Origin of the sequence: Bacillus sp. UNC322MFChir4.1 (assembly GCF_000746135.1) — a bacterium.
Classification (GTDB): domain Bacteria; phylum Bacillota; class Bacilli; order Bacillales; family Bacillaceae_G; genus Bacillus_A.
Map to the genome: position 1 here is coordinate 148,054 of NZ_JQKQ01000010.1, position 26,722 is coordinate 174,775.

The 26,722-nt window shown below is 34.5% G+C and carries 24 protein-coding genes and 4 pseudogenes; 9 read left to right on the forward strand and 19 right to left on the reverse strand.

Going from position 1 to position 26,722, the window contains the following annotated elements; genetic code table 11:
* Positions 1–57: 57 nt before the first annotated feature.
* The 7 genes from BR72_RS03795 to BR72_RS03825 form a co-directional block, all read right to left on the reverse strand.
* On the reverse strand, positions 58–1,518 hold the full coding sequence (locus BR72_RS03795; RefSeq protein WP_035430262.1) for a CoA-acylating methylmalonate-semialdehyde dehydrogenase: 1,461 nt from the start codon (positions 1,516–1,518) through the stop codon (positions 58–60).
* A gap of 80 nt (positions 1,519–1,598) precedes the next feature.
* A complete protein-coding gene (locus BR72_RS03800; RefSeq protein WP_035430264.1) occupies positions 1,599–2,489 on the reverse strand; it encodes an NAD(P)-dependent oxidoreductase in 891 nt (296 codons plus the stop codon).
* Positions 2,490–2,506: 17 nt separating this feature from the next.
* Positions 2,507–4,225, reverse strand: coding sequence for an acyl-CoA dehydrogenase family protein (locus BR72_RS03805; RefSeq protein WP_035430266.1), 1,719 nt, complete (start codon positions 4,223–4,225; stop codon positions 2,507–2,509).
* 225 nt (positions 4,226–4,450) lie between these two features.
* Complete coding sequence (gene prpB / locus BR72_RS03810; protein ID WP_035430269.1) at positions 4,451–5,359, reverse strand: methylisocitrate lyase; 909 nt, start codon at positions 5,357–5,359, stop codon at positions 4,451–4,453.
* Positions 5,360–5,376: 17 nt separating this feature from the next.
* Complete coding sequence (prpD, locus tag BR72_RS03815) at positions 5,377–6,813, reverse strand: 2-methylcitrate dehydratase (RefSeq protein WP_035430271.1); 1,437 nt, start codon at positions 6,811–6,813, stop codon at positions 5,377–5,379.
* Positions 6,814–6,911: 98 nt separating this feature from the next.
* The gene (gene mmgD, locus BR72_RS03820; RefSeq protein WP_035430272.1) at positions 6,912–8,030 is read right to left on the reverse strand and encodes a citrate synthase; all 1,119 of its coding nucleotides are present in this window, start codon (positions 8,028–8,030) and stop codon (positions 6,912–6,914) included.
* Positions 8,031–8,621: 591 nt separating this feature from the next.
* Positions 8,622–8,930 carry a magnetosome magnetite crystal formation protein family gene (locus tag BR72_RS03825; RefSeq protein ID WP_035430273.1) on the reverse strand — a complete coding sequence of 103 codons (309 nt, stop codon included), beginning with the start codon at positions 8,928–8,930 and terminating at the stop codon, positions 8,622–8,624.
* Positions 8,931–9,210: 280 nt separating this feature from the next.
* On the opposite strand from BR72_RS03825, the pseudogene BR72_RS25240 reads away from it, so the two are divergent.
* Positions 9,211–9,621, forward strand: a pseudogene (locus tag BR72_RS25240) (hypothetical protein).
* A gap of 76 nt (positions 9,622–9,697) precedes the next feature.
* Here the strand turns inward: BR72_RS25240 and BR72_RS03830 are convergent.
* On the reverse strand, positions 9,698–10,513 hold the full coding sequence (locus tag BR72_RS03830) for an MBL fold metallo-hydrolase (protein WP_035430276.1): 816 nt from the start codon (positions 10,511–10,513) through the stop codon (positions 9,698–9,700).
* A gap of 648 nt (positions 10,514–11,161) precedes the next feature.
* Between BR72_RS03830 and BR72_RS25245 the strand changes: the two genes are divergently transcribed.
* From BR72_RS25245 to BR72_RS27310, 7 genes and pseudogenes are all read left to right on the forward strand, one after another.
* Positions 11,162–11,512, forward strand: coding sequence for a hypothetical protein (locus BR72_RS25245; protein WP_035430278.1), 351 nt, complete (start codon positions 11,162–11,164; stop codon positions 11,510–11,512).
* 544 nt (positions 11,513–12,056) lie between these two features.
* Positions 12,057–12,293: pseudogene (locus BR72_RS26955) on the forward strand (tyrosine-type recombinase/integrase); the annotation flags it as partial.
* Between the two features lie 42 nt (positions 12,294–12,335).
* Positions 12,336–12,650 (forward strand): thioredoxin family protein, encoded by a 315-nt coding sequence (locus BR72_RS03840; protein WP_035430280.1) that lies wholly within the window; start codon positions 12,336–12,338, stop codon positions 12,648–12,650.
* Positions 12,651–12,840: 190 nt separating this feature from the next.
* Positions 12,841–13,749 carry a cation diffusion facilitator family transporter gene (locus tag BR72_RS03845; RefSeq protein ID WP_051957210.1) on the forward strand — a complete coding sequence of 303 codons (909 nt, stop codon included), beginning with the start codon at positions 12,841–12,843 and terminating at the stop codon, positions 13,747–13,749.
* A gap of 261 nt (positions 13,750–14,010) precedes the next feature.
* A pseudogene (locus BR72_RS03850) lies at positions 14,011–14,499 on the forward strand (aminotransferase class I/II-fold pyridoxal phosphate-dependent enzyme); the annotation flags it as partial.
* 541 nt (positions 14,500–15,040) lie between these two features.
* Positions 15,041–15,448 (forward strand): hypothetical protein, encoded by a 408-nt coding sequence (locus tag BR72_RS03855; RefSeq protein WP_035430281.1) that lies wholly within the window; start codon positions 15,041–15,043, stop codon positions 15,446–15,448.
* 102 nt (positions 15,449–15,550) lie between these two features.
* On the forward strand, positions 15,551–15,676 hold the full coding sequence (locus BR72_RS27310; protein WP_256216903.1) for a hypothetical protein: 126 nt from the start codon (positions 15,551–15,553) through the stop codon (positions 15,674–15,676).
* A 71-nt stretch (positions 15,677–15,747) separates the two neighbouring features.
* Here BR72_RS27310 and BR72_RS03860 read toward each other — a convergent pair.
* From BR72_RS03860 to BR72_RS03905, 10 genes and pseudogenes are all read right to left on the reverse strand, one after another.
* Positions 15,748–16,139: pseudogene (locus tag BR72_RS03860) on the reverse strand (RidA family protein).
* Between the two features lie 412 nt (positions 16,140–16,551).
* Positions 16,552–16,944, reverse strand: a complete 393-nt coding sequence (locus tag BR72_RS03865) for a hypothetical protein (RefSeq protein ID WP_035430283.1) — start codon at positions 16,942–16,944, stop codon at positions 16,552–16,554.
* A gap of 662 nt (positions 16,945–17,606) precedes the next feature.
* Positions 17,607–20,102, reverse strand: a complete 2,496-nt coding sequence (locus BR72_RS03875) for a right-handed parallel beta-helix repeat-containing protein (protein WP_035430287.1) — start codon at positions 20,100–20,102, stop codon at positions 17,607–17,609.
* Positions 20,103–20,146: 44 nt separating this feature from the next.
* Positions 20,147–20,326: a hypothetical protein gene (locus BR72_RS26220; protein WP_156107893.1), complete on the reverse strand. Its 180-nt coding sequence runs from the start codon at positions 20,324–20,326 to the stop codon at positions 20,147–20,149.
* A 921-nt stretch (positions 20,327–21,247) separates the two neighbouring features.
* Positions 21,248–21,721 (reverse strand): hypothetical protein, encoded by a 474-nt coding sequence (locus tag BR72_RS03880; protein WP_035430290.1) that lies wholly within the window; start codon positions 21,719–21,721, stop codon positions 21,248–21,250.
* Positions 21,722–22,831: 1,110 nt separating this feature from the next.
* Positions 22,832–23,485, reverse strand: a complete 654-nt coding sequence (locus BR72_RS03890) for a phosphatase PAP2 family protein (RefSeq protein WP_035430299.1) — start codon at positions 23,483–23,485, stop codon at positions 22,832–22,834.
* Positions 23,486–23,560: 75 nt separating this feature from the next.
* Positions 23,561–24,316 (reverse strand): sporulation protein, encoded by a 756-nt coding sequence (locus BR72_RS03895; protein WP_035430301.1) that lies wholly within the window; start codon positions 24,314–24,316, stop codon positions 23,561–23,563.
* On the reverse strand, positions 24,298–25,116 hold the full coding sequence (locus tag BR72_RS03900; protein ID WP_035430304.1) for a serine/threonine protein kinase: 819 nt from the start codon (positions 25,114–25,116) through the stop codon (positions 24,298–24,300). Before BR72_RS03900 ends, BR72_RS03895 begins: the two co-directional genes overlap by 19 nt.
* Positions 25,116–25,307 carry a hypothetical protein gene (locus tag BR72_RS25255; protein ID WP_081904775.1) on the reverse strand — a complete coding sequence of 64 codons (192 nt, stop codon included), beginning with the start codon at positions 25,305–25,307 and terminating at the stop codon, positions 25,116–25,118. Before BR72_RS25255 ends, BR72_RS03900 begins: the two co-directional genes overlap by 1 nt.
* A 109-nt stretch (positions 25,308–25,416) precedes the next feature.
* Complete coding sequence (locus tag BR72_RS03905; protein WP_035430307.1) at positions 25,417–25,602, reverse strand: YozD family protein; 186 nt, start codon at positions 25,600–25,602, stop codon at positions 25,417–25,419.
* Positions 25,603–25,754: 152 nt separating this feature from the next.
* Between BR72_RS03905 and BR72_RS25260 the strand changes: the two genes are divergently transcribed.
* Entirely contained in the window at positions 25,755–25,910 is a 156-nt protein-coding gene (locus tag BR72_RS25260) for a DUF3930 family protein (protein ID WP_081904776.1), read from the forward strand.
* A 1-nt stretch (position 25,911) separates the two neighbouring features.
* Here the strand turns inward: BR72_RS25260 and BR72_RS03910 are convergent, their stop codons facing one another.
* Positions 25,912–26,574, reverse strand: a complete 663-nt coding sequence (locus BR72_RS03910) for a hypothetical protein (RefSeq protein ID WP_035430310.1) — start codon at positions 26,572–26,574, stop codon at positions 25,912–25,914.
* Positions 26,575–26,722 lie beyond the last annotated feature (148 nt).

A 26,722-nucleotide genomic window follows, 5' to 3' on the forward strand; every position in this document is an offset into this window, starting at 1 on the left:
CCCAGCACAAAACGTATAAAAAAGTGTCCAATGCAATGGACACTTTTTTACATTCCCTTAAAACCAGCGTTCTGTCACTACTTTTTTACGTGTATAAAATTGTACACCATCTTTTCCGTTTGTACCTAGGTCACCGTAGAAAGAAGCTTTATTTCCTGCAAATGCGAAAAATGCCATTGGTGCTGGAACGTTAACATTCACACCAATCATGCCAGCATCAATTTTATCGCGGAAAATTTGAGCATGTTTCCCACTTGAAGTATAAATGACTGCACCATTTGCAAATTTAGACTTATTTGTAAGCTCGATTCCCTCTTCAAGGTCTTTTACTCTCACAATACTTAAAACAGGTGCAAATATTTCATCTTGCCAAATTTTCATATCCGGCTGTACATGATCAAAAATCGTTGCACCTACATAATATCCTTCTTCTACATCTTCTTTTATATTACGTCCGTCTACTAATAATGTAGCACCTTCGGATACACCGCTATTAATATAGCCAATAACGCGCTCTTTATGAACTTCACGAATTAGTGGTCCAACAAAGTTTTCTTCATAACGGCCGTCTCCTACTTTTAACTTGCGTGTTTCAGAAACGAGTACATCAATGAATTGATCAGCAATTTCGTCTACTACCGCAACAACAGAACAAGCCATACAGCGTTCACCGCTGCTAGCAAACGCTGCTCCAACTACGCCTTGAACTGTTTTTTCAAGATCACAATCTGGCATAACAATCGCATGATTTTTCGCACCTGCCAATGCTTGAACTCGTTTTCCGTTAGCTGTACCAGTTTGATATACATATTTAGCAACTGGTTCTGAACCGACAAAAGAAACAGCTTGAATGTCCTTATTCTCAAGCACACTATTTACAACTTCTTTACCACCGTGTACTAAGTTTAGGACACCTTTAGGAAACCCTGCTTCATAAAATAATTCAACAAGCTTTGCTCCTAATAAAGGCGTTCGTTCTGATGTTTTCAAGACGAATGTATTTCCGCAAGCAATCGCAAGTGGGAACATCCAAAGCGGAATCATCATCGGAAAATTAAACGGTGTAATCCCAGCAACTACACCAAGCGGATAACGCCAAATCGAACCATCAATTCCCCCTGCAATATTCGGAAGTGCTTGTCCCATCATTAAGTTCGGTGTAGAAGTAGCTAGTTCCACAGCTTCTATTCCGCGTTGCACTTCTCCACTAGCATCCTTTAATGTTTTCCCGTTCTCTAATGTAATAATTTGAGCTAACTCGTCTTTATGCTCTTGTAAAAGCTGTACATATTTATATAAGAATCTTGTTCGGTTTGGAACCGGCACTTGTGACCATGTTTCATAAGCGCATTTTGCTGCCTCCACCGCTTTATCTACATCGGTTTTTGTGGAGAGTGGAACATAAGCGATTACTTTTCCATTTGCGGGATTGGGTACCGTTTCAATTTCAGTACCAGTAGAATCCACCCATTCTCCATTAATATGATTTTTCATTTTTTTTACGTCTGTTATAATCATTTTATTCTCTCCTTTTCTTGTATAATAGCTATCTCTCGAAAAATAGATTAATTATTCCGAATATTAAAAGTATACCCTTTCTACTCGTTAGTCGAAATTTTTTGTTCGTTCACTTTTTTATACAGAACAGCCATATCTTTCTCTCCAAATCCCTCTTTTCCTGCTTCTTCATATAGATCTAGTAACATTTTACTAACTGGCAATTGTAAGTTGTTATCGTTTGCCAAATCTAATGCAAACCCTAAGTCTTTTTTTAATAGATTAACCGTGAAACCTGGTTCGTAGTTTTCAGTTGCGATAAAACTTTTATAATTACGTTCATAAATACGACTTTGTCCATAGCTAACATTTAATATATCAAATAGTTTTTCTAAATCCATATCGCTATGTTTAGCCAAACTAAGCGCTTCACTAACTCCCGCTGTATAAAAACCAATCAGTAAATTATTTATAAGTTTCACCGTCGTACCACTATCAATTTTTTCACTCACATGAAAGATATTTTCTCCCAATACATCTAATACTGGTAAAGATTTTTCAAATACTTCTTTCGGGCCACCAACCATAAACGTAAGTGTTCGATTTATCGCTCCAATAACTCCTCCGCTAACTGGCGCTGCTAAAAAATCAATTCCTTTACGCTTAGCTGCTTCCGCAATTTTCATATTAAGTTGCGGTGCAACTGTACTTGTATCAATTAAAATTATGCCCGGATGACTATTATTAATAAGTCCGTCTTCTCCTAAGTAAACTGTTTCTACTGCACGAGACGAAGGTAAGCTCGTTAAAATCATTTCACAACTTTCCGCTAATTGAGGAATAGACAGGCCAATAATTCCGCCTGCTTGTTGAAATGAATTTTCAGCTTCTTTATTTAAATCTACTCCGCACACAATGAAGTTTGCAGTGATTAAATTTTTAGACATTGGTAGACCCATGTTTCCTAAACCTATTAAACCAATCTTTTTCATATCGCTTTCCTCCCTATTTAAACGAAATATCGAGAACGCTTCGTAATGGCTTTAGCAATTTCTCGTTTTTTCATAAACAAATTCGTGTAAAGAGGTATTGATTGATGACGAATTTCCTCTAATAAGATTCGTCTCTCATTTTCATCTTGCTGTGCACTTGAAAGAATAGAGATTGCATCAGACTCCATTTGACGATAGCCTTCTTCACAAATTACATCTGTTACTAACTGCTTTATCAATTCTTTTTCTTCGCCATTTCGCACTATAGCTTTTTGAGTACGTAAAAAAGATGACTCCATCACATATAACTCTTTTAGCATGTTAGCTACTATACGTAAATATTCTTGTTCCCTGTCAAGTTTGAGATTAGCAGAATAAGATAGCGTTTTCAAAGATTGGTTCAATAACTGTTTTGACAACTGGATGTATCGGGAATTTCTTTCTGTGCTTACTTCTATTGCTTGTTCGTCCGCCGCAGATTCATTTTGTTTAAATTTCTTTAGTGCCATTTTGGCGATTGTTAAGCGATTGATTTCATTTGTCCCTTCAAAAATACGACTAATCCTCGCATCACGATATAAGCGTTCTACTTCATATTCTTGCATATACCCATATCCACCATGAATTTGCACACCTTCATCGACAATTTCACCGAGTACTTCTGAACAATTTACTTTATTAATCGCACACTCCATCACATAATTTGACATCGTTTTGACAATATCATTATGTTCTTGTTCCGAAAAAAGTGCCCCGTCTAATTCACCTGACGTACGATACGCAGCACTTTCTGCTCCATATGTAGAAATAACCATATTTGCAATTTTTTCTTGAATCATTGTAAAATCAACTAATGCTGTATCAAATTGTTTACGTTCTTTCCCATAATTTACAGCTAATTGAATCGCTTGTTTTGCCGTTCCAATATTAGCAAAAGCTAATTTCAAACGTGCCATATTTAATATATTTAAAGCAACGTGATGTCCTTTTCCGACCTCTCCTAATACATTCGTACTTGGCACCGATACATCTTCTAAAATGAGAGTTGCAGTCGAAGATCCTTTTATCCCCATCTTTTTCTCTTCTAACCCAACAGTAACACCCTTACATGTTCTTTCGATAATAAACGCTGTCATTCCTTTATTTGTTTTTGCAAAAACGACATAAACATCGGCAAGATGCGCATTTGTAATCCATTGTTTTTCTCCATTTAATAACCACGCTGTTCCTTCTTCATTTTGCACAGCACTTGTTTTCGCATTAAGCGCATCTGAACCGGCATTAGGTTCTGTTAACGCATACGCTCCTATCCACTCTCCTGATGCAAGTTTCGGCAAATATTTCTCTTTTTGCTCCTTAGTTCCGAAATAGACATATGGCAATGTCCCTACTCCAGCATGGATATTAAAGGAAACACTAAAAGCTCCCCCAAATCCCATCTTTTCTGCAACAATGCCAGACACTTTTTTTCCTAAATCCAGTCCACCGTATGCTTCTGGAACTTCTATGCTGAGTAAGCCTAGATCTCCCGCTTTCTCAAACAACTTACGTGTAACTTCATAATCATACTGCTCAATAGATTGCATATGTGGAATAACCTCTTGCTTTACAAATTGTTCAGTTGTTTTTGATATAAGCTGATCCTCATCATTAAAATCTTCCGGAGTAGCAATATCCCCACTCGTTTTATTGTATTGTAAAAAGAAATCATTCCATTGCGGTTCCGCCTTATTCATTCTCATCCTCCTAACTATTTCATTAATTAACACTTTCCCATTCCAATATTCGGTAGAAACTATGAAGAATATATAAAATGTTTAATTGAAAACATCTCGATAATGAATATTATATTGTGAGAAATAGAATGTAAAAGCTTGTTAAGATAACAAAAAAGCGATGATTTCTCTTACATCAAGCAGGTATTTTTGCTAAAGATGTGTATCATCGCTTTTTGCTCTCATCTATTGTCCATCAGATAAAATTGTTTTTGCAATTCCCTTATCTAACTCCTCAAAGTCATGATAAGAAATTGTTTCATATAATTCACTTCTTGTTTGCATATCAGCAAGTCCTTCTTTTTGCGATCCCTCTTCTTTTATAAGCTGAAAAATACGCTCATAAGCTTTTGCTGCTACGCGAAGAGAAGTCACTGGATATATGACCATTTGATAACCGATATTAGCAAATTCTTCAGCGGTATAGTACGGTGTTTTCCCAAATTCAGTCATATTAGCAAGTAAAGGTACCGTTACTTTTTTTGAAAATAAACGAAACTCTTCTTCTGACTGCAAAGCTTCAGGGAAAATCGCATCTGCACCCGCTTCTATGTAAGCAATTGCTCGCTCAATCGCTGCTTCTAACCCTTCAACTGCGCGAGCATCCGTACGAGCCACAACAACCATCGATGGTGCTACTTCTTTTATCACTTTTATTTTTTGTTGCATTTCTTCAATAGAAACAAGTTTTTTACCATTTAGATGTCCACATTTTTTAGGAAGTTGCTGATCTTCGATTTGAATAGCTGCTACATTTGCTTCCATCATTTCTACCGCAGTTCTTGCTACATTTAACACGCCACCAAACCCTGTATCAATATCGACAAGCAGAGGTAAATCCGTTGCTCTAACAAGATCTCTTGCTCTTTCAGCCACCTCAGTAGATGTGACAATCCCTAAATCTGGTAAACCCTTACTTGCTGTATAAGCAGCCCCTGATAAATAAAGAGCTGAAAATCCAATGTTTTTTGCAACAAGAGCAGCCATCGCATCATGTGCACCAGGAATTTGCAAGATTTCAGGTGCTTCTACTAAAGTCCGGAATCGATTGGCAAGTTCTTCTTGTGTTGACTGTTTATTTACAACCCAAGCCATTCTTATCCCCCCTATGCTTAAATTAAGAAAAGATCTACAAATTCATTTACATTCATATTTTCTAATTTTTCTTCATTCAAACAAGCTTCATGAATTTTTTCTTGTTGTTTATTAGAATAATGAACAGCCATATTTGCAGAGAACTTTTGAACAACCTTTGGAATCGCTTCGTCTCTACGGAAACGGTGACCTAATGGATATTCACATTCTACATTTTCTGTTACAGTACCATCTTTAAAATGTATTTGAACAGCGTTGGCGATTGAGCGCTTGTTCGGATCAAGGTAATCTAAACTGTATTGTTTATTTTCAACAACAACCATCTTATTTCGTAATGTATCTACGCGAAGATCAGACGCTACTTCATCTTCATAATCATCAGCCACAATGTCACCTTTTAATAAACCGATTGCAGTAATATATTGCAAGCAGTGATCGCGGTCAGCTGGGTTATTTAATGGACCCTCTTTATCAATAATACGAACTGCTGATTCATGTGTAGTAATTGTAATACGATCAATTTCATCTAATCGTTCTTTCACTTCCGGATGTAATTTCACAGCACATTCTGCAGCTGTTTGAGCATGAAATTCTGCTGGATATGATACTTTAAACAATACATTTTCCATTACATAAGAATCTAAAGGTCTTGCTAATTTTAGTTCTTGTTTGTTAAACAATACATCTTGGAATCCCCATCCTGGTGCAGATAATGCTGTTGGGTAACCCATTTCACCTTTTAATGCAGTAAGGGCAAGATGAACACCGCGGCTTGTTGCATCCCCAGCTGCCCATGACTTACGTGACCCTGTATTTGGAGCATGACGATATGTACGAAGACTAGAGTTATCAATCCATGCATGAGACAATGCATTAAAGATTTCTTCACGTGTACCACCAAGCATTTTCGTAACAACTGCTGTTGTCGCTACTTTTACGTATAACACATGGTCAAGACCAACGCGGTTTAAACTATTTTCTAATGCAAGTACACCTTGGATTTCATGTGCTTTAATCATCATTTCAAGTACATCTTTTACTTTTAATGGTTCTTTTCCTTCTGAAATACGAACGCGGCTCACATAATCTGCAACAGCTAAAATGCCACCTAAATTATCAGACGGATGTCCCCATTCAGCCGCAAGCCATGTATCGTTATAATCTAGCCAACGAATCATACATCCGATATTAAAGGCACCGCGTACTGGATCCAGCACAAATGATGTTCCTGGCACACGTGTACCATTTGGCACAACAGTTCCTGGTACAACAGGTCCTAGTAATTTCGTACACTCTGGATATTGCAGTGCTAAAATCCCACATCCAAGCGTATCAAGTAATACATAGCGTGCTGTACTGAATGCTTCTGAGCTCGTTATCTCTTTATTTAATACATAATCCGAAATCTCTTCTAAAATTGCATCTTTTTGTTTAATTTCATTTGTTTTAATCACGCTATCCTTCCCTTTCTATCGATAATTCGTTATTATTAAGAGTGAGTGTCGGTCAAACACTCACCTGGCGGGCGGCCTTAACAACTCCCCAGTTGTTTTTATTTGCTAAGCACATGTCGCTCGCCGATATAATTTACACGCGGGCGGAACAAACGATTATTTGTATGTTGCTCAATCACATGCGCACATAAGCCTACCGTTCTTGAACTGAAAAAGATTGGTGTATATAGCTGAATTGGAATACCTAACATCCAATAGACTGGAGCAGCATAATAATCTAGGTTTGGATAGATTCCTTTTTCCTTCTCCATAATCTTTTCTCCAGCTTCACACATTTCATATAATGTATAATCGCCTTTCACATCACACAACTGTTTTAGTGCTTCTTTCATCATAAGCGCCCTTGGATCTATCTTCTTCATGTAGACGCGATGTCCAAATCCCATGATTTTTTCTTTGTTATATAGCTTCTTTTGCAGTAATTCTTCAAATTTCCTAGTAGTACCTGCTTCAAGCAGCATATACATCACTGCCTCATTTGCGCCTCCATGTAAATTACCTTTTAAAGAAGCAACTGCTCCGGTTAAGGCACCATACAAATCTGATTGTGTCGACGCAATAACTCTAGCCGTAAAAGTAGAGTTTGGCATCTCATGTTCACTATACAGAACGAGTGATCGATCAAATATTTTTTCTTCTAATTCTGAAGGCTTCTTACCCGTAAGCATACGGAAGAAGTTCGCACTATAAGATAATTCTTGAGTCGGTTCAATTGGTTCTTCATTATTTAAAATTCGATAGCTATTCGCTACTATATTCGGCACCTTACTTAACAATTTATAAGCACGCTTTTTATTTACATCTAATGAGCGGTCATCAATTTCATTGTCATAACCAGATAGCGCCGAAATCCCTGTACGTAATCCATCCATTGGATGCGTTTGTTTTGGCAGTGCTTTTAAGACATCAAAAACTCCACTCGGAACCTCATATTCAGACTTTAACGTTTCTTCCAACGCTGCTGTCTCATCTGAATTCGGAAGTCTCTCCTCTAATAAAAGATGAACAATATCTAAATAGCTTTTTGTTTTAGATAATTCAATTAGGTCATATCCTTTAATAACGATTTCCCCTTTTATCGTATCAAGAAAAGAAATCTTCGTCTCTGCTGCAACTACCCCATCAAGCCCTGGAAAATATTTTTTTTCAGCTTCCATTTTGTCTTCCTCCAATCCAAATAGATCTTCGTTCACACTCCTGTAAGCCTTTCCAAGATTGCACAAATATATATCCTCAACATTCTCTACTTATAAAGAATTAGAGGCAAGCAGCATACAAGGTTTTTCTAAGTTTAGATTGTTCATAATCGTACTTTGGAAAGAATTGAGAAAGTACGTAAATGTTCCAAACAAAGAATCTCTCATAAGCTTCATTTTGTTAATAATTACGACAATAAAAAAGAACTTTCAAAAAACTGTTCCTACACGAAGAGACACTTACCCTCGTAAATTTAGCACCTCCTCTCTCGCAGACTTGGATATGTATAACAAGCAGGGGTCACAACAAACACAGTTACGAGACAACATTCAGTCTCATCATCTCCTTATTTAGAAGATAAAACAAACAATTTACCTCCGCCCGTTTTACATTCAATTTATTTTCCATTCAAATATATCAGACTGTTTAGAAAATTACAATTTATTTTATTTTCTTTATCTTTGGATATATAAACGAAGTGTTTTCTTACTATAATTTCTAATAAAAAAAGAATAGCAATCCGCTATTCTTTTCATACATTTTATAGAAGTTTATTTCAGCCAAGATCCAACAATCGGATATTGAAAATGTCGATCATTCAACGCACGAACGATACCAATAATCGGAGTAATTAATGCCATTAGTCCAAAAATAATTAAAAATGGAATTCCAATTAATACCCAAGAGAAAAATGCTGAAATACCAATTAGTGCGCCTATGACAAAGTGAAATATGACTGCTTGTAATGACAAATTTTTAATTTCTCGATCTGAACTCACAAGAAATATAATAAAAGGAACTAATGCTGGTGCAAACCAAGTACTAGCATGAATGAATATTTTCAGTCCTTTATGCTCCATTTAAAAATCACTCCCTTTTTCTTTATTTTTTCTTTGTTATGTAATATTTTATGTAATATCCAATGCTATGTACATGAGACTCGGGACTGATTTATACTCATTCAAAAGTTCCACTTATATAGCTTAATGTCATTTATTTATTAAACAAAAAGTAATGACATCAATAATTTCCCAATATAATTACACTTTTAATACAAACTACTGCACAATAAAAAGAATAGACTCATATCCTATTCCAAATACCTAAACTCACTTCGAATTAGAAAGGTAGGAAAATGAAATGACTTCTCCTATTGATTATACTTCTCCGACTATCCAATTCAATCAAGATGTAAGTAAAACTAACTTTTTTTACAAAGGATGCACAAAATTTTATTAATGTGTTGGGGATTAATCAGTTAAATACATTAAACAATACATCCCTACTCCAGAAGTTATTTTTGGATCAGATATTTTACGATTAACACTCGCAAATATTATGGCACATACTTATTGTCTTGATGAACAGCAACGGAAACAAGCGATATCTCCAATTCAATCTACTACTGTAATCGGCCCTCCAAAAGGTTGTATTCCAAGTCAAACTCGAAATAAATCGCAATATATACAAAAGCAAAACCAAGAGTACACCGAGCATTCACCTTATTATTACCAACAACATCAAATTCCATTTCAATATTGGGGATATTAAGATAACAATTGCCCCAAATCATACCCTTGATAACTTTTGAGTTTCTTTTTATATGTCTTCGAACGAAAAAATATTTTTAAACTTCTAGCTCTTTTTTTAACAATGTAATGTTATAATCATGAAATTTTTTCATTGATTTTGGATAACTATATTTTTTTATGAGATCGTATGTTTCTTCTTGTTTGTTTTCTAAAAGTAACTGTTTAGTTTGTAAAATATAATGAACTGACTCGGATATTCTCCTTTTCACCTCTAATTTATCTTTTGTAAACTCTCCATGCCCTGGTATTAGGAAGTTAATATCGTATTTCTCTATTATAGATTCGAATTTTTTTAATGTAGATAAATAGTCATCACTGTTATGATAAATATAAGGAAACTCTATATTTGATAAATAGTCACCAGCAATTACAATACCGAATGGCTCAAGAACTGTAATAATGCCATCTTCAGTATGACCTGGAGCTTGATAAAAATGAAATTTCACATCTCCTATTTCTAATTCCTCATATTCTTTGCTAATCGAAATATCTACATTTGGAAACTTTATTTCATATTCTCTTGTTAAGTAATAAGAATCATCGAAATCTTGAATACTATTGATAATTGATTGCTTATCCGGGCAATCTTTTAATTTTTTGCTTGCAATTACTTTCGCATCCGAAAATGCACCATAACCTAAAATATGATCAAAATCAGAATGTGTAAATAATAAGTAAATTTCTTTATCTCTTTTATTTTTATAAACATAGTTCTGAATTTCATTCACTTCGTTCGGTAACCAAGTTGGATCTATTACTATTACTAATTCATCAGTTTCTACAACAACTGCGTTTGTTTGATAAATAGTACTTTGAAAAATCGTTATGTAATTATCTTTATACTGAATCATTACTTTATGCCCCCATTCTAGTTCCCTCCTTACTTTGAAGAGATTTGGTACATATCTCTAAAACAAAAAGGGAATTTTTACAAAAACCATACAAAAAGAATATCATTCTTTTTGTTTGTAGGCTATGAGATTTTTTATCAAAAATACCCTTTTACAATAGTCACCACTTCTATGTAGCCCTATCCTAAAATTGAAAAACTGACTAATAAAAGTCAGCTTTTCTCGTCATACTTGTGAAATTCACATTCCATACTCTGAATAAACTGCTTTTAACTTCACAACAGTCTCTTAAATTTTTTTCAATACATCTGCAGTCCATTCAATAGAATTGAAATTCCCTACATAATTGCAAAAAGGTTCTATGCCTATAAACCATTTTAACTATTAAAAATTGTTCACATTTTATTCAAACATTTGAACGATGAATATTTATTCTTTTTTTGCATAAATTGTTCTCCTTTTCGCGCAGGAAAAACTTTCAATTTTTGACAATTTTCTGAACGACGGTTTATTATACAAAAAACGAGAAATATGGTGATTTTTCTCATTTTTTGTCTTTTCATATATATTTACAGTCCGTATACACTACATGTAGACTGTTAGGTGTAAGAACAATATTACCAAAAATTAGAAAAGGGGAGAAAGAAAATGAAAAATTTCGCAAAGGTTACCTTAGCAACATGTATTGGATTTTGTGGTATTGGTGCTTTTTCACAAACGGAGAATGTACAAGCAGCAGGATTAGATATCACTTCTCAAGATTCTATTAATGCAAACACTTCCAATGTCATAACCAAACAATCCATTATATCTGAGCCAAAAACAATTAAGCACCATCATGTAAAGTATGAAAAAGTAAATTATCAATCTGCTGAAAATATCCCTAAAGAAATCTATTACTCCTCAGAAGGCTTTAAAGGACTTATTTCCGCGGTGACTATTATAGATACAGGAGACTATTTTCTAGTTTGTTATTCCGGCACTGTCATCCGCTGTTAAATAGAAAGTAACATATAATATGAAAAATATAAAATTTGTTTACTATAATAAAAAAAGCCAAAAAATCAATTGATTTGATTTCATGGCTTATAATAAGATAACATTAAAAAATAACATTTTAACATTACCTTTCCCATAATCAATTATATAATAGAAAGAATTTTCTTTCAATTAAAAGACACTCATGTAGTGTCTTTTTTTATCAAAATAGCCTCTGCTATATACCCCCCTTTCTATTGAAAAAATAGATTATTTCCTCTATACCAATAGTGAAAAGTATCTATACTAAATCTTCTGGATAATATTTCTCAATTCACTATATATTCCAAAAATGTTACATTTGAATTGAAAAAGGTTTCTTTTTCATTACTTCCCTTTTCAAACCTCAAAAACAATAAGATGGATGGCGACACTCATAAGAGTGTCTTTTTTTTCACATCATCACATTGATTCTAATATGAAATCCTTACAATATTTTTTGTTAGTTTTATACTCCCCCTCTCCCAGACAGCTTCGAGGAACATGCCATGTTCTTTTGTGAATTCCTTGCAATTTCAAAAGTTTGACACAGCTTTGGAAAAAGCTTATAAAGAAAAGTGGGGTTCCTGATATTCGGTTCCACGATCTAAGACATACCCATGCAACATGAATGTTGAAACAAGGTATTCATCCTAAGATTGTCAGTGAACGATTAGGACATAAAAGAGTAGGCATCATATTAGACGCCAACTCACATGTTGTTCCAAACCTACAAGAAAAAGCAGTAGAAGATTTTGCATAAAAATACTAGCAAATTCGTCTAACATTGAAAGGAGTCAAAAACATGAAAGAAATCAAGTCTGAACAAGAATTCCGCGATCTTATCGCAAAAGAAAATCCAGTAGTAGTTAAGTTCTTCACAACATGGTGCCCAGATTGCGTGCGTATGGATAATTTTATTGAGGACGTAATGGAAGAGTTCAATAAATTTGAGTGGTATTCCATTAATAAAGATGAATTCCCAAGCATTGCGGAAGAATATCAAGTAATGGGAATTCCAAGTTTATTAGTGTATCAAAACAGTGAAAAACTTGGTCATTTACATAGTGCAAATGCAAAAACAGAAGAGCAAGTTACTGAGTTTTTAGAGGTATATTAATTTAATATAAACAACTTAAAGCACTTAGAAGTATATCTAAGTGTTTTTTTGTCTTTTTTGCCCTTACGAAACAATGTTCTCCCTTTCTTAAAATGCTAAAAGTACACAACAATGTTTGTATAGACCCACACGACTTTCATTTGATACGCTTATACATAGAGAATCTTTGAGAGAAAGGTGAGTGAGAGATATGGGATCACTTTCTAACAAAGCTGCTGATAAAGGGGCAATCCTAAGTATTGTTGCTTATATATTTTTATCAACTGTTAAAATTGTTATAAGTTACATAGCTGTTTCTAGTGCACTGCGTGCAGATGGTCTTAACAATTTAACCGATATTGGCTCATCATTAGCTGTATTAATTGGGCTGAAAATTTCCCGGAAACCTCGTGATCCAGATCATCCATATGGTCACTTACGCGCGGAACAAATCGCTTCACTCGTTGCATCCTTTATTATGATGACTGTCGGACTTGAAGTTATCGTAAATGCTGTTCAATCCTTTTTCAAGGAGGAACAGACGACCCCTAATTTAATTGGAGCTTGGGTTGCTTTGTTTTGCGCTGCTATTATGTATAGCGTGTACGTATATAATCGTAAAATTGCCAGTGAAACAAAAAGTAAAGCTTTAGAAGCGGCAGCAAAAGATAATTTATCTGATGTTCTCGTAAGTGTTGGAACCGTTATTGGTATTTTCGGTTCACAGTTTCAAATGCCTCTACTTGACCCGATTGTAGCACTTATCGTCGGTATCATTATTTGTAAAACAGCATGGGATATTTTCAAAGAAGCCTCGCATCTGTTAACAGATGGCATTGATCCAAATAAAATGAAGGAATATGCCGAAACAGTTAAAACTATTGCAGGCGTTGAACACATTGTCGATATTCGAGCACGTATGTACGGGAATCAAACATATGTTGATATTACTATTGAGGTAGACGCGCACATGGATGTAAGTGAAAGTCATCGTATTACTGATGAAATTGAAGAAAAGCTACAACAAAAACACAATATTTGGCATACACATATTCATGTGGAACCAATGCAAAAAGAACCTATACATTTTTATCAAGACCTAAATGGCAAAAATTCATAAAAATAAGGGGTGATACATATTAGTCATGTATAATATGTATCACCCTTTTTCAACAATCGCGCCCGATTGTTGAAGAAGAAACAACAAATTACATACTATGGTTTAATATATTCTCCTGTTGAAGCATTAAAGCCCACTGCTTTCATTTTTGTCTGGTCACTATTCCAACCTATTACTAATATTAGGTTGTGGTAATCAATAATTTTCATTTGATTAAGTCCTTGCTGATACAACAGTTCATGGTAGTTATTTTAAGATATAAGTAAAATCTTATCACCGGCCATTAGAATGGGATATTTAGTTCTTCCCTCACACCTTATTGAAAAATGTCGCAGGTTAAAATGGTTTTCGGATCTACATACCCCTTCTTTAGATCAGCTTGTCCTTGCTAAATTTATTGCCGAAGGTTATTTGGAACGGCATATTATGAAGATGAAGAAAATCTATAAAAATCGAAGAGACTTCCTTATCCATCAATTAAAATCAGCATTCTCGAATAAGATCAATATTTTCGGTTATTCTACAGGGTTACACCTGATTGTTGAATTCAATCAGTTTCAATTCACAAAAGAATTACTTGCGGAAGTCCAACAACTTGGAGTGAAAGTATATCCTGTGGAAGACCACGCCATTGAAAAAGGAAAACATCATAACCGAATTATTTTGGGTTAGAGACATTTAACAAATGAAGAGATAAAAGAAGGCGGGAGCAGGCTACATAGGGCAATACTTTGTATATACTCTTTTTAACGAATAGACTTCTAAACTCAAAATCGGCTCATTTTATGCCGAAATTTGCTTAGCGTATATTTTCGTTAAAATGTGGGCGGGACCCCATCGCCATCAAGCTAAAATTTTATAGTACCCCCAGAACGAAATTTTGTACTAACTTGTAACAAAAAGCTCATTTTTTCGTTTTGGGGTAATTCTAAATTCTTAAGTTGATGGGCATGGGTGGGGTCACGTCACATGCCCATCAACTTAAGAATTATGACTATCCTCAAGTGTAAAAAACGTTATTCTTTTGTAAAAATATACAGAAAGGATGACGTTTTTTATGAAGTGTGTAAAAAAGGATCGTTCCTTCTTCATGAAGTAGGATTTTTGCTTCATTTCGTAATGTTGATATTGTATTCAGTCCTTTCTGTATATTATAATAATATTATATATTGGTATTATTAGGAAATAAGATGAGGGATGTATTTGAATAAAAAGAAGGATTATACTCGTTTTTATTTTCTCTTTTCTAGTAAAACATCTATTATACATTTTAATTAACGGAGTGATAAACATGGGTCTAAAAGAACAAGCAATGAAAGACTTTCAAGAGAAAATATCTTCAACTGAAAGTATACAAGGAATGATCACCACTTATTATGAAATACAAAATGGAGTATCTGGTTTAGTAGGAATAGCAAATGCAAATTCTACTCCTGTGAAAGGTATTTTAGCTTACACTGAACAACAGTTGTTATTTTATAGTGAAATACTTGGAAATCTCCCTATTTCATTACAAATACCTTATTATCAAATTAATAAAATAAAAGAAACGAAGCATGTATTTGCGCTTTTTAAAACGTTTCCTGCGATTGCTGTTTTTCATCAAGAACAAGAAATTTTTACAACACTTGGAAATGAAGAAGAATTTATACGCTTACAAGCATTCTTTGAAAAGATTAAACTCATTTCGACAAATTAGGGTTCACTATACACGTTCCTCAACTTAAAAAATTTTAATACTCTCAAATACAAAAAAACGTTATTCTTTTTGTAGAAATATACAGGAAGGATGACGTTTTTTATGAATCTTTCGATTCAAAGTGAACTACAATTATTTGCTGAAGAATTATATGGAGTAGCACCAAGCAAATTTTCACTTAAAAAAGTCGAATTCCCGTCCGCTAAGGATTCGACTTTTTTAGATTGATTTATTCGACTAAAGCTCCCGAAAATACAATAAGATTCATCATATAATTCATTATTTTTTTTCAAAAGACATTAAATAATTTCTTTACATGCACAAGCGTCTATCTCTACTTTAAATACAGGAGCTGCTAATGCCACTACATAAATCATAGTAGTACAAGGAAGATGTTCACCTAGAAAATCTCCAATAATTTTTTTCTCTTATCTGCATTAAAATCACCTACTAAATAAAATACCATCTTCGTTAAATCTTCTACGTTCATATTAGCAGCCTCAAGATTTCTTCTAATATTATCTAGAGCTAATTGTAACTGCTCCAATGGATCATCTGGAACCATTCCATCTATTTCCATGCCTAATTGACCTGATAATGTGAGCCATTTATTGGGACCTGTTACTTCTATTTGATGTACATATGGTGCTACTGGTTTATGTATTGTTTCGGGATTTTGGGATTTCTTCAACTAGAATCATTCCTTTACTGAAATTTTATAATAATCTAAATTATTATATCAGTTTTCTGAGTATGGTGTTAATCCGCCTTGTTAGTTAAATTATATTTCTTCATAACCTTTTCTGTAACATATGTATCCAATTATTTTTCTCTAGAAGTACCGAAAACGACCGTTTGTGGAACTGTATTTATTTCTACTAAATTAGAATGAAATACAGTTAAAAATCAGTCCCAAAACTCATCACCAAAAATAAGGTACCATAACAATCATTCACAATAATGATCTTTTGTTTTATGCCAATTGTGTAAACCATCTTGTGTTGGTTCGCCCTGCTGCTGACAGTGTTTATCTACAATTATGTTTGTTATTACGAAACCTGCGGCCACGCAAAACGCTATGCCGATGATCACATATTTATTTTTCATATCGTCACCTTACCTTTTTTCAATTCCTGTATTCCCTGCATTAATAACGTTTGGTTGTATAGTAGCGTTGTCAATTGCTTAGAAACGTTGTCCAATTCCTCTAATACACGCTTATATGATGCATTCTGATCAAATAATTCCGGGTTGTCTTCCTCGAAAGCTTGTGCCATTTGTTTTCTGCGAAATTTATAAATGCTGCTGTTAATGTTGACTTCTCGATTTTCTGAAATTTCACCAGTATCGATCATTTTATATTTGAGCCAAACTTGTTTATCCTCGCCTATGTATCTGTCCAATATCTCTAAACGGCCGCTTGCTATTTCGTGAACACTAGAAGCATAGTATTTGCGACTCTTTCTTAGTTCGGCCGGTCTCAATTTATCACTCATACAATCACCTTATCTTTACCATAAAAAGTTATATTCACACGGTTTACTTTAACAATATTCAGCTTTTTATAACCTCCTTAATTAAAAAATATTGATATTATTATTTTATATTTCTTGTTTTTTTATTACGAAGATAGGATAATAGATTTCCTATAAAGATGATAGATCCGCATATTCCTTGAAACCATCTCAACATAAGTGGTTGATCTGAAAAAAAAGCTAAATTTGTCATAATCCCACCCGTAATTATTAGGATTCTATCTAGTACAGGGTCGTTTTTTTGTGTTTTCATTTAGTATCACCATTTATTTCGTTTTCTGTATATAAGGATAATTATAAATGAATGACAAAGAAAGTTTATTGGTTTTTATATATGTAATTATGCATATTATATTTGTTTTTTTATTTTTATAGATGTTTTGAACTAAAAAGACAACTTATTTTAAAGGCGTTTTTTTAGGGGTCTCGCTACATCCCCATCAAGCTAAAATTTTATAGTACCCCCAGAACGAAATTTTGTGCTAACTTGTAACAAAAAAGCTCATTTTTTCGTTTTGGGGTAATCCTAAATCCTTAAGTTGATGGGCATGTGGCGGTACCCCAACTTATATATATAGAAGAAACAAAAAAACACGCGGTGTAGGTGCACCACGTGTTTTCAATTAATTCGGATGCTCCTGATTCCCGTTTACAATATCCTTTGGCTTTACCTTCAAAAATGCCTTGTGTAAGATGTTGTTTTGAACGCGATAAGCTGGTGCATTGACGCCACCGTAAATCGTGCTAATGCCTTCAACCGCTGCACCTGTTGTGATGGTATTGCCAGTGATGTTTGCTTGCCCAACCTGGAACGGTTTGTCTTTATTCCAATAGTCTCCCACTTTGATAACCGCTTTGTTCATCCCTGGCAGTAAGCCAGAGGTAATCGTGTTATTGACAACATTGATTTGTTTCCCCATTGGGATATTGAGTACAGTTGTATCACCATTGATATCAAATCGAGAGTTTTGAATCGTAACATTTGCGTCTTTGCTTCCGACGTTAAATGTCCCTTTTGCTGCCTTAAATGTACAATTTTGAAAGGTGTAAGTGCCGTTATAGTCGACATGTGTACCACCAGTCGCAGTGGGACTGGATTCAAACATGCAATTGTTATAGGTCCCTCGTACGAATGAAGTGCCAGGGTGATTGAGCACTTTCAAGTTGTCAAAAGTACTTCCGTCTGGTGCTTGGCCGCCCACTCTTCCTCCGTTTATGGTTACATTACTTACATGAACAGGGTTGACCCACACATTTAAATCCATATTGTTTAATGTAAGGTTTTTCGCTTCGATTCCAAACGGGACACGACTTGAAAGACTGAACATCGTTTTATCAAATGTCATGCCGTCTACCACCGCGCGAGGTCCTGTGATGCTCATCAGTCCATCCTTTATGCTGTTTCCTTCAAACGTGATATCGTGATAGGCGTAAATACTATTGGCATCAAATGTATTATTCTTAATATATGCATTTGTGAATGGTTCGGAAACAGCTAAACCGATTTTCCCTCTTGATCCGAAGTGATTCCCTTCAACAACTCCATCATGTCCATCATATAAAATGACATCGTATTTGTTATTGTTGTAGAATTTGTTGTTTTTGATGAAGATGTTTTTGTTCATCATCCCGTTTTCACCGTATCCACCCTCTACGTCAATGCCAGATTCAGGCGCAACACCTTTAATATCATGGAAGACACTGTCTGTGATGGTTACATGGTCCGCGCCTCCCACTGTGATGCCTTGACGCCGATTAAAGGAAAAGTCAGAATGTTTTACGGTCACATTCGTTGCTAATGCCTTGCTCCAAAACTCCCCGTATACACCGCTCGTATTTGCTTTTTTAAACACCGCTTTAAAGGACGCTGCAGATTTTGGAATTTGAACCACTTCTTTTCTGGTATTGACACTGTAGCTAGATAAGAAGGAACCATTTGCTTGATAAAAATAGACATCATAGAGATACGGCAAATTTTTTGCATTTGGCATTTCAAAATAAGGTTCTGTTTTAAGGATGTCCTTTGTGAATGGGATCGGTGCTTTCAATCTAATTTTCGTGGGATCTGCCACTTTGTTTCCATTTGTATCAAGAGAACCCGATTCAAAATGATCTGGATAGATGTCTTGCAATAACGTTCCTTTCCCACCAATACCCGCACCATCACCTGTGAAGTTTGTTGCTTTAACGCCGTCAATTGTCAAGTTTTTGGCCGCATATACAGAAATGCCGATTCCATTTTCATGCGTACCAGGAAAACTCGGTCCTTGTTTTTTCGAATAGTCATGCGTATCTTTATCACCTTTGTACGTCCCGCCTTTTAATGTGACGTTGTCGGCGCCGTACCCAACACATACAGTTGAATATACTTCACTTGCGTTTGTTTCTTTTTGAATCACAGCATTTTCATCTAACCAGAATGTGATATTCGGAACCATATTGATACACGCGGAAGGGTCATTCCACAAAGCAGGATTTTCTTTTTTTACCATGTACGTTCCTGCTGGAACCTTGAATGTTTTGAGGGCATTTGCTTTTGCGAATTGGAGTGCATCGTTCATTCCTTTTGTCGATTCAATCGGATGCGTGCCATCGTTTGAAATATGCCATTTTTCTTGCTCTTTTTTGTTTAATTCATAGAAAGTACCATCTTTTTCTACCGTTTTGAGGGCAGCTTGTTCACCTGCCGCCGCCTTTACTTGCACGTTCCCATTTTTCAACCTGCTTCCGTTGATCGAAGTTTGAAATAGTCCCTCTTTATTTGCTGTAACGTCTGCAGAAACTTGTTTTCCATCTGCATCTGTCACTTCAATGTGAACAGGCGTATTTGCTTCTGCCGTGCCTTCTACTCCGTAAGAAGATTGATTGTTGTAAATCATATGTTGTAAATTCCCGAGTGCTACGTTTGTTTTTTTTGTTTCTTTTGCCGCTACTTGGGTAACAGGATTACTTGTGGATACCCCATTTGTTTGCACGAAACGGTTTCGCTCTGCACCGTCCCATTTTTCGTATTTATTTGCAACATGCACCGCGGTAATCGGAATCGGTTTCATGGTATTCCCATTTTCTGTGTGCAAACTATTTTGAAGCAATAACAATAGAGCTGTCATCACCATCATCGATACTTCACCTCTTTCTATATAACCATTTCAACTCAATCGTTTTAAGATTGTTTGTTGGGATCTGATTTCTCCCTTTCTTTTAATTTTTTCTCTACATTGTAAACGATTGTAATCATACATAGAATCATAAGCGTCACGATTCCAATTGTTGTATAAGGACTTCTCCATAACAAGCTACCGACGCTTCCGATTACAATTATAAAATAGCCGCTTCTTTTCAAAACATTGATTCCACACGACATCTACCGTTTGCGACCAGTCACACCGTTTCCCTTTTGCTTGATGAAGAAAAGGATTTTATCGTTTATTTAGATTATTTTTATTATCAGATATAAAGGAATCAGGAAAGGCGAGAGTTTCACCGTTTTTATTTTATTCACGAAAAAATATGATACCATTAAGAAAAGCAATTTGGCAAGGGGGAACATTATGAAACACGTAATCAAATCGAAAAAGCAAAGAGACCATTTAAAAAGAAAAGAAACCATATGATTATTCCTTAGCTTGGTACTTACTGGTTCGTTGCACAAAACCAACATCTTTAGCAAGATCTCGTAAGATATTTTGGGATAAGAAGCTTTAAATTTCTTGAGCAAATAGTTGCAATTCATCAGATACAGAAATAGACATACAAAGACGCCATCCTTTCTTATGATTCTACAGAAAGAATAGCGTATTTTTTCATTTTAGGGGGGATTTTGTTTTCTTAGCTTGATAGTGATGGGGCGGGACCCCAATGTCCAATTATCGGGTACTTATTTTGGAACATATACCTTAAATCCTACTTTCTCTTTAATTTCAGATACAGTAATACTGTTGTGATTATATTTAATTTCCTTGGTTTGAATTAAAATTGGATTGATATGAGAATGGACGTAACTAGCAAACGCATCGGAAAATTCATGTTATCACCTCTACAGAATTTGTATTTGGATAGATAGTTTTTCCTGTCAAGATTGTGTTTATTAAGCCACTTCAATTTGTCTTTTCAACATGAAATCAATATATTTTATTTACTGTTTTGAATATAGTACGTCTCGTGACAATGAGTTTCATTGTGATTTTTTCATATGTTTGGAGAATACCAATAATATTTACTATGTAACAAGGTCTAAATAAAAAGCCCTGCCTAACTGCAGAGCTTAATTTTCAGTAAATACAAATGTTTGTTTGTGCTGTCTTCCTGCGTACTCTGGATATTTTTTATGATTAAATTGTTTTTCTTCCCATTTTATAACCACTTCAATTTTTGTTGCCCTAACATCTATCGGAACATTTTCATGAGTGAAACGTGCTGTATGCTTAAAAAGCCCGTTTTTTGTATCACTAAAAAGGAAGTAAGATGTTTTTGCATCTGGTTCGTTTCGGTATATTTCAATAGTTGTATTTTGGACATCTTTTCCGATGTTTTTTACAAATACACTATATGTGTCAAACACTCCTTTCTTGGGTTGCTGTGAACCAGGAGCAGTATTTTTTGCTTTGTCTATTTTGATATACCATTGTTCTGATTTTTTTGTGGTTGGTAACTTTTCGAATGTAAGAGCATGTGTTTGTAAAGGGATTCCTAATGAGAAAAACATGATACAGACTAGGATGGTTATCTTTCTTTTCATAATTTAATCTCCAATCAAATTTATTTTCACCAGCTGCTACTTTAGAACTAGCACAATTTTAATGTATCTAGAGGTATTTTTTACGTCTTGTTAGTGAAGCATACATTCATTTGCAAACACTACACGTTTCAAGATTTTTACCGCAACAAATTATCATATGTTATTCCACTGAGCTCCTCATTAGTTGAATATGTCGCTTTTAAATAAAGTCACGGTGTTTATAAAAAAGTCGCGACGTTTTTCCCTTTGGATCTGTTTATCTAAAGGGGTGTTTTTATAGTGAAAAGAAAATCTGAACTGAAAGGCAGATTAAGGAACTGTTGAGTAGCAATAAAGTTACTTCACTAACGGGCCATTTTATGGAATAACACCTTTAAAATCTGGATATTTGTGTTAAAATTTCTCTGTAGTGTTTTCCATCTAAACTGGACAAGAGAGGTATTTGAGGTTTATGGGAGTAGCTTGTAATTTGAACTGCGGACATTGCTCTTACAATCAAAATGTTTTTTTAGGAATTGGATTTAGGTATATAAACTTGAGTTCGATTTTAGAATGGTATGAGGAAAAAGAAGGTCGGCAATACATCAGAGAGTTTATTAATAACAAGGAAACGTCTTTTGAATGCTACGACGGTCTATATGTTTGTCAGAAGTGTTGTTACCTATTAAATAAAGTACATTTACATATGAAGTCAGGAACCCAATATTACACGAACACTCATACTTGTCCTCGATGTAATACTCAAATGCCGTCAAAGCCTTTAGTCGATATTAATCAAAGTGATGTTCTAGATTGTCCAGATTGTGGGCAAGAAAAGCTAAAGGTGAGTTTTTATATGGATTGGGACTAGGAAATTGGTTCTTAAAATTTCCTTATTAAACTAAAAGGGGCTTTAGCAAAATGACTGTGGAGTTATTTTACAGTCATCGTATTTTTCAATATTCTACAATCGGACGCTTTAATTGAATAAAAGAAGGGCGCATATTATACATGACTAATATGTGCTCTTCTTTATTTTAAAGGATTTTTATAATTTAGATCTTGATAAAGGTCTATAGGTTCTTTTTATATAATAAAATGGATCGAAGTCATCCTATAACAAATCATTGTTTAACTTGATACAGAAGATTTATTGTCGGCTGCATGCGAGAGAAATGTTTGATGAAACATGATACATAAAATAAGCCAACTTCCACCAGCAGCCCAGCCCGCTAAAATATCAGACGGATAATGTACCCCTAAATATATACGACTAATAGAAATGGAAAAGATGAGAAAGCAGGCAATTACAATTAGCAATAATTTTTGATACAATTGCAGGCGATGTTCGGTAATTGTAATATATGCAATAAACCCAAGAAATGCAACAGCATTCATCGCATGCCCGCTCGGAAAACTGTAACCTGTCGCAGTAACAAGTTGTGATATATCGGGCCTTGTTCGTTCATACCATGCCTTTAATATGTAGTTCAAATAGCGCGAACCATAAAAATTTATCATTAACAAAATCGCTGTCATATATCGTCTTCGAATCAAGAAATACGTAAACAGGATAAACATTACAGGAAAATATACCTTTTTTGAGCCAATGTAAGACATCCATACAAAATAAGCAGTAAAATATTCGTTACGAAAACTTTGTATATAATTACTTATTACATGATCAAATTGATCGATACAAGATGTTTCATAAGAAAAAGATAGTACGACAAAACAAACGAGTAAAACAATAAGTAGCATATATAAATGTCGATATCTCTTCATCTGCATAACCTCACTATACAAAAATGGAGCGGGTGTTTTATTTTCCCTCTCCATTTCTTTTTTATGCATGAATCATCAAGAAATATAACTGCTAATTTTTTGCTGCATTGTTGGAATGTCTTCACGTTTCACTGTGAAACGTGAAATTCTCTCATCCATATCTAAAGCTTCCGATAATAGTCCAGCAATTCCTCTTGCTTTTCGATCTACTTCCATTACAATTTCTAAACTATCATACGAACGCGGAATAATTAAAAGTTCTAATTCATCGAGCTTTCCATAATATTGACCTGATACAGGAACAAATTCAAACTCTTGTGCGAATGGTACATGATCGCGCAAACGATACGGAAGTTCTTCACATTCGGCTTGACGAAGACGAAATCCAAGGTTTTGGACTGCATCTAGTACACTTTTTAATAACAGGTTGGGAAGTATTTGAATGTAATCACGGTCACTTGGGTCAACACTGCGTTTAATATCAAGCCCAGTCTGTACCCAAACGGTATTCATTCCAAATGTTAACGGCGCTTCAATCGGCATCGGGAAAGAAAATGGAATTTCTCGTTTTTCATTTATCCCGATAGTAATAGGAGTTGTTAAACGAACTTTCTTTAAATCATATGTTGAACTCATTTTCTTATCATCTACTTCGCGAATATACGTCGTAGACAACGTTAAATAAATACAATCAATTTCTTGCGCTACTGATCCACCAGTAATATGTACAACCCCTGTAATTTCTTCACCGATAAACCATTCTTCTTGTGTTAATACAGTATCAACTTTTGCACTGCCAATCCCAACGCTTGCTAAAAACTTTTGGAACATGTATTTCCCACCCTTTCTATTATACAGCGCACATCTTCAAGTAATTCTTGTACATTTTCATAATATGGCTCTTTCATTTGTAGCATCCGCATAATTACATCACTACTATTTGCTGATAATGTTAATTCTTCGTACCAAGGCCGTTCTTCTTTTGAAGATTCATAACTAGAATACAGCAAAAACAAAACAAAATGTCCAAGAGCATAAAAATCACTCCGATAATGGATTTCACGCATATGCGCTTGTTCCCCTTTATAAGATTGAGCTCGTTCATCATTTTCACCAATAAAACGAGCTAATCCAAAATCAATGACAGATATTTCATCATCATTCATTAATATATTAGGAATTCGTAAATCGCGATGCACAATACCATGACTATGAAAATAAGAAACAACTTGAAGTACTTTATATAAAATAAGAAAAACTTCTTTCTCTGTATACATTTCTCTATAATCAAAAATAAAATCTTCAAATGTCTTTCCCCTCATTTCCTCCATTACAAAAAAAGAACCTTTTCTCCATGTAAAACTATGAAAGAAACGAGGAATTGCATGATGCTCTAACTGCTGTAAAATCGTTTGCTCATATGTAAACGATTTCCTACCTGATGCGTAGCACTGTTTACTTTTTCGAAGTTGTTTTAAAACTCTTTTCTCACCGGACAATAGATCCGAAACAAGATACGTAAAACCATAACTTCCCATACCGAGAATTTGATGAATTTGATATCGCTGTGCAACGACAGTATTGATAGATAACGGTCGATCAATCCACGCCAATATTTTTTGAAAATTCATCAGCTACTAGAGAAAAAGCTGTGACTTTTATGTTTTCTTTTATAATGATGATGTCCATACCCATGGGATGGATGATGCTTATGATAATCACTGCTAGAATACGAACGATGTCGATGTCGATAATCACTACTGGAGTAAGAGCGGTGCTTATGTTTATTCCCAAGCAAAGAATCAATAATTTTTTTGAACATCTCTTCACCTCTTCAAAAAATTTTCACTTTTATTATACCAAATACAACACGAGATAGTGATATTAGTTTTTATTTATACGGTGCAAAAAACGACGAGTCTATCCCGTCGTTACTTTCCTTCATCATCTTCGTCAAATACCTCATCAATCATACATTTTTCTAACAAATAATCAAATGCAATATCTGCAAGATCTTCAATTTCTTCGTGCTTTGGTACATAGCCTCTTACAATTAATTGCTCATAAAAAAATTCCGCAATTTCTTCCGTATCAATCACGACTTCTATTTCCTTCATGAGCATCACCCCTTTAATTCTGTTTTATGAAGAAAAATAGAAATTATGTATAACAATAGAAAACATTTTTCTTTTTTTGCTAGATAAATAGGTTATATAAAAAAAGTTTTTGCATAGGATGTAGTACAAGCTATATAAAGGAGGAAAACACAATGAAATATAAACAAGAAATCATACATACAGAAGACGGTTTCGTACATGAAGATGTGTGGGTGGACAAGCTCGTTTCTATATTTATTATCTTTTTAACAATTATAGGCATACCATATACAACTTATATTTTCTTTCAGTTCCTTTTCTCTTTTTAAGTTATTTTTTCTCGGATAATTTGATTAAATAATTACGTACAACATCCATCACAATTTTATATTCTTCATCTTGAAATGTTTCATACAATGTTCTGTAATCATTAAAAATATCTAGTAAACCATCAATAATCTCTTTTCGATTCGTTTTTATACTTACTTTTTTCGAATTATTAATAGACTTTAATTTTCCTAGATCTAGCTTATTCATACCTGCCTTATCTTGTTTCATTTTCTTTAAAATTACATTTGCTGTTTGTGCATTCACAATAAGGGTCAAATCGGATTCATCCGCTTCGAGCCATTCCCCATCTGTAATACGAGATAATTCATAAATTGTATCTTCCCAAGCATCATTTTTATAACGCCATACTTCCGTCCGGTAACCAACAACACGAAACACATCTTTTTCATAGCCTGTTACTTGAACGAGATCACCAAAAGTAAATTTATAACGAAGTTCAATCCACTCTAATTCGCCATCCTTCATTTCTTGGTCCGTCACAAGCTGCAGTGTATGTTCTACATAAAATCCATCGTGATTGTTTACTTCATATACATGAACGCCATCGAGCATTTTAATGTTCGTGATTTTACCAACTGTACCATATAACGTAATCACGACTATATCTCCTATATTGTATTTGGGCTGTTTTTTTCTCGTCATGTTTCTCTCTCCTTTTGTAGTCGTGATTTTAAGTATGTGACGATAACAGTATATGCGCCCCACTCCGAAAACGCTTATAACATGAGGTTGTATAATTGAATATTTTTCATAAAAAATACACTCCACTATCGGAGTGTACTTAATACAA

What these genes read in the sequence shown, in the direction of transcription:
- BR72_RS27310 (WP_256216903.1), top strand. Translation starts at nt 15,551, where the DNA reads ATGAATCTTTCGATTCAAAGTGAACTACAATTATTTGCTGAAGAATTA.
- BR72_RS03865 (WP_035430283.1), bottom strand. Translation starts at nt 16,944, where the DNA reads ATGAGTGATAAATTGAGACCGGCCGAACTAAGAAAGAGTCGCAAATAC.
- BR72_RS03895 (WP_035430301.1), bottom strand. Translation starts at nt 24,316, where the DNA reads ATGTTCCAAAAGTTTTTAGCAAGCGTTGGGATTGGCAGTGCAAAAGTT.
- BR72_RS03855 (WP_035430281.1), top strand. Translation starts at nt 15,041, where the DNA reads ATGGGTCTAAAAGAACAAGCAATGAAAGACTTTCAAGAGAAAATATCT.
- BR72_RS03880 (WP_035430290.1), bottom strand. Translation starts at nt 21,721, where the DNA reads ATGAAAAGAAAGATAACCATCCTAGTCTGTATCATGTTTTTCTCATTA.
- BR72_RS03875 (WP_035430287.1), bottom strand. Translation starts at nt 20,102, where the DNA reads ATGATGGTGATGACAGCTCTATTGTTATTGCTTCAAAATAGTTTGCAC.
- BR72_RS03830 (WP_035430276.1), bottom strand. Translation starts at nt 10,513, where the DNA reads ATGATTCAGTATAAAGATAATTACATAACGATTTTTCAAAGTACTATT.
- BR72_RS03900 (WP_035430304.1), bottom strand. Translation starts at nt 25,116, where the DNA reads ATGAATTTTCAAAAAATATTGGCGTGGATTGATCGACCGTTATCTATC.
- BR72_RS03825 (WP_035430273.1), bottom strand. Translation starts at nt 8,930, where the DNA reads ATGGAGCATAAAGGACTGAAAATATTCATTCATGCTAGTACTTGGTTT.
- BR72_RS03905 (WP_035430307.1), bottom strand. Translation starts at nt 25,602, where the DNA reads ATGAAGGAAATAGAAGTCGTGATTGATACGGAAGAAATTGCGGAATTT.
- BR72_RS25255 (WP_081904775.1), bottom strand. Translation starts at nt 25,307, where the DNA reads ATGTTCAAAAAAATTATTGATTCTTTGCTTGGGAATAAACATAAGCAC.
- BR72_RS03840 (WP_035430280.1), top strand. Translation starts at nt 12,336, where the DNA reads ATGAAAGAAATCAAGTCTGAACAAGAATTCCGCGATCTTATCGCAAAA.
- BR72_RS03910 (WP_035430310.1), bottom strand. Translation starts at nt 26,574, where the DNA reads ATGACGAGAAAAAAACAGCCCAAATACAATATAGGAGATATAGTCGTG.
- BR72_RS25245 (WP_035430278.1), top strand. Translation starts at nt 11,162, where the DNA reads ATGAAAAATTTCGCAAAGGTTACCTTAGCAACATGTATTGGATTTTGT.
- BR72_RS03800 (WP_035430264.1), bottom strand. Translation starts at nt 2,489, where the DNA reads ATGAAAAAGATTGGTTTAATAGGTTTAGGAAACATGGGTCTACCAATG.
- mmgD (WP_035430272.1), bottom strand. Translation starts at nt 8,030, where the DNA reads ATGGAAGCTGAAAAAAAATATTTTCCAGGGCTTGATGGGGTAGTTGCA.
- BR72_RS25260 (WP_081904776.1), top strand. Translation starts at nt 25,755, where the DNA reads ATGAAATATAAACAAGAAATCATACATACAGAAGACGGTTTCGTACAT.
- prpB (WP_035430269.1), bottom strand. Translation starts at nt 5,359, where the DNA reads ATGGCTTGGGTTGTAAATAAACAGTCAACACAAGAAGAACTTGCCAAT.
- BR72_RS03845 (WP_051957210.1), top strand. Translation starts at nt 12,841, where the DNA reads ATGGGATCACTTTCTAACAAAGCTGCTGATAAAGGGGCAATCCTAAGT.
- BR72_RS03890 (WP_035430299.1), bottom strand. Translation starts at nt 23,485, where the DNA reads ATGAAGAGATATCGACATTTATATATGCTACTTATTGTTTTACTCGTT.
- BR72_RS03805 (WP_035430266.1), bottom strand. Translation starts at nt 4,225, where the DNA reads ATGAATAAGGCGGAACCGCAATGGAATGATTTCTTTTTACAATACAAT.
- BR72_RS03795 (WP_035430262.1), bottom strand. Translation starts at nt 1,518, where the DNA reads ATGATTATAACAGACGTAAAAAAAATGAAAAATCATATTAATGGAGAA.